Raw genomic sequence first — 3,053 nt, forward strand, 5'->3', positions numbered from 1 at the left:
CGCCGGTTTTCAACGAGATATGAAAAGCTAGCCAAGAGTTTTGCAGCCTTTATCAAACTGGCTTTCTGCCTTCGCTACTTGCGCGAGTTATGTGTGGACAGAAAACCAGCATTTTGAGAACACAGCCTAGCTCTTTGTGCTGAAAACCGAATTCCAGCAGGGATGTTTCATTGACCGGGGCGAAGAGCCCATCCTTGCCTCTGACAGAGAGCGGGGGAGAGGGCTTGGCAAGGGGGGCATCGGGACGATAGCCCGCGCCGATGACGGCGAGGAGGATGCCGTTCCAGCTCTCCTTGAACTCCTTGAACGTGATCACCCGGTTGCCGAGGGCCGGGTCTGCCAGATAGACGCGATCGTGGCGATCGATGGCCCGCAGCACGGCAAAGTGCTGATAGCCGCGAATGTTGAGCAGGACGATGGTGGGCACCCTCACCTGGCGCAGTTTTTCATCGCCCAGTCGATACCCTCTGACCCGCATGCCGAGCATTTGCAGGTACTGCTTCATGTCGAGCATGGAGAAGCCGTAGTGCTTGACCTGCTCCGGGTCTGCCATGGCAAGCATGCCATCCATGACCCAGCGTTCATTGGTTGCATGGCCGTAGGCGTAGCGCAAGATGGTGGCGACGGCGGCGGCCCCGCAGCTGAAATCCGTATGTTGGCGCTCGATGTTGGCGTACCGGCGCTCCAGAATGCTCTGCACCGGTTTGTTGAGATCCCCCAACGCCGGGAGATGCTCCCCCAGTGGCACCGAGCCTGCCCAGACGGCAGGACAGCACAGCAACAGCCAGCGCATTCAGACCTCCAGTGTCAGGGAAAAAGGGGGCACTGGGCCCCCTCGCATCGACTTACTTGGCAAACCCTGCGGCCAGCGAGAGATTGTTCGCTTGCAGGTTGTTGGTCCCCGAGGAGACGTTCACCCCGATGTTGCCCACGGCACCGTTGAAGGCGCCGCCATCGATGGTTGCCCGGTTGAAGGTTTCGCGGCTGGTGTAGGTGTTGACCACGGGAATATACCCGACGGCGTACCCACTGAGCTTGATGTCACCCTCTTCCTTGAACTCGAACTTGCCATCATCTTTCGGGTTGTTGTTGCCGTACCTGTCGTTGTCATTGTCGTGGCCATGTCCTTTCTTGACATCATGACCGGTACCGCCCCCCTCGTAATCGCCCCAAGCCTTGAGACCGAGGAACACACCTGCCTTGTCAACCGTCTTGGTTGCGCTCAGGCTTTGGTTTTCGGTCATGTTCTTGGAGACGCTCTGGCTGTTGGCCACGGTGGCCACGGCCATGTTGCCGGTGGACACGGAGGCTGCCATGTTGTTGGCCTGGACGTTACCCGAGCCCGAGGTCACGTTGACCCCGATGTTGCCTGCGGCATCCTTGAAGGCCCCATCGCCCACACCGGCCTTGTTCTGATGGCCGTGATTGGTCGTCCAGTTGTTGCTGGCGCTCTGGGTGGAGAAGACCTCGGCATCCGACGATCCGCCAGGGGCGCCATGTTGTTGTTGACCACGACCCATGATGAACTCGGCATCGACCTCGTCATAGGCGGCCAGGGAAGCGCTGTTGCCCTGTACGTTGGAGTCACCGGCTGCGACGTTGGCGCCGATGTTACCGGATGCACCCTTGAACGAGCCGTCGATCTTGCTCGTGTTCTCCGTTCTTGTATTGGCGGTGCCTATCATGGAACTGGACTGCTGGTTATCCACGACGGCCATGCCGAGTTTGTTGACGTTGATGTAGCCGCCGACATTGACCCTGCCTTCGTATTCCACATCGACTTCTGCCTTGACCTTCTTGGTCAAGGTTGCCCCTGTCTCATCTCTGTCACCGCGGTAATCGGCGGATGCAGTGCCCGACATGGCCATGATGACCGCGGCGGCTAATGAGCTATAAATAAGTCCACGCATAATGAGTCTCTCCATTGAACTTTCAGCGGAAGATATGCCCATCGGCTGATACCCCCGGGCCTGGCTTCCTATCCCTGCGGCATCATGGGGATGCCGTTACTGCGCCAGCCAGGGGCAGGGAAACCATGTTGACTGACTGGTTTCCCTGTCCCGTGACCTGGTTCACCTGAATGACCCCCTTGCTGCCCGTGAGGGCGGTGTCATCCAGATAGATGCTGGTAGTGGTGTTGGCGGGGGGCTTTCCCCCTGGGGTCTTCGCGACGCTGGAGCTGAGATTGATGTCGGTCACGACACCCAGGCCGCTGTCATCGAGGGACAGGGCGAAGGCGTTCAGTTGCTGGTTGCCCTCACCCGCCCCCTGATTGATGCCGACCAGTCCCCGGTTCTGGCTCAGGGCCGAGCCCAGGATGGCGACGCTCTGGCTGCCGTTCAGATTGGTGGTGGATTGATTCAGCTGACCAAATTGAATGACGGCCGGACCCGAAATGGCGATGGCGGCAAGATTGCCTTGTTGGTTGTTATTGCCGGCAACCATATTGACGCCCATGGAACCACGAATATTGCTCAATGCCTGAGCACCGAGATCGACCCGGTTTTGTGCCATTGAGGGGGTGGCAAATGCCAGAAAAGGAAATGCTGCCAATGCAATATATATTTTCATGTTCTGTCTCCATCTGCCAGGAGGGCTTATTGGAGAGAGCAACGACCATGCCAATTTACAACCATATGATTTTTAGTTGTTTTTTATTTGATATAATTGTTTTTACGTCTCAATGTTGAGAGCGACATATTATGTCGTGAAGTAAGCGCTTATTTATCAATGGATTTATTTTTTCTCACGGATAATTTGGCTGTCTCAATATTGTGGTGCCATCAATCTAAAGGCGGGATGGTTTATAGTTATCATCGTCTGGCCATATTAAATGGCGCCATTTGATGATAAAGGGAGTTATCTGGATAAGTCGTCAGCGTCAGACTCCCTCGTGCAGTGGTGATAACAAGGAGTTGTCCCTATGACAGAAACATGTACAGAACCTTAAGCGGCAAGCGAATTAATAATACCGTCTAACGTGTTGTTTTGCTTGGATTTTCTCTGCCTACTCTTTTTGCCGTTTTTGGATAAATACACCATTGCCCACTCCA

At 55.5% G+C, this 3,053-nt stretch carries 2 protein-coding genes and 2 pseudogenes; 1 reads left to right on the forward strand and 3 read right to left on the reverse strand.

The annotated features are described in order from the left end of the window. Positions 1 to 117: pseudogene (locus ACNPAA_RS20660) on the forward strand (IS5/IS1182 family transposase); the annotation flags it as partial. Between the two features lie 157 nt (positions 118 to 274). On the opposite strand, the pseudogene ACNPAA_RS20665 reads toward ACNPAA_RS20660, so the two are convergent. From ACNPAA_RS20665 to ACNPAA_RS20675, 3 genes and pseudogenes are all read right to left on the reverse strand, one after another. Beyond that, positions 275 to 793, reverse strand: a pseudogene (locus tag ACNPAA_RS20665) (C39 family peptidase); the annotation flags it as partial. 52 nt (positions 794 to 845) lie between these two features. After that, positions 846 to 1,805 carry a hypothetical protein gene (locus tag ACNPAA_RS20670; RefSeq protein WP_010673558.1) on the reverse strand — a complete coding sequence of 320 codons (960 nt, stop codon included), beginning with the start codon at positions 1,803 to 1,805 and terminating at the stop codon, positions 846 to 848. 187 nt (positions 1,806 to 1,992) lie between these two features. Next, positions 1,993 to 2,571: a hypothetical protein gene (locus tag ACNPAA_RS20675; protein ID WP_223924172.1), complete on the reverse strand. Its 579-nt coding sequence runs from the start codon at positions 2,569 to 2,571 to the stop codon at positions 1,993 to 1,995. Between the last annotated feature and the right edge of the window lie 482 nt (positions 2,572 to 3,053).

This window comes from Aeromonas sp. PS2Canimalfood6, assembly GCF_048276795.1.
In the GTDB taxonomy this organism is placed as follows: domain Bacteria; phylum Pseudomonadota; class Gammaproteobacteria; order Enterobacterales; family Aeromonadaceae; genus Aeromonas; species Aeromonas caviae.

Excerpts from the sequence above, each read along its gene's own strand:
- ACNPAA_RS20675 (WP_223924172.1), bottom strand. The coding sequence starts at position 2,571 with ATGAAAATATATATTGCATTGGCAGCATTTCCTTTTCTGGCATTTGCC.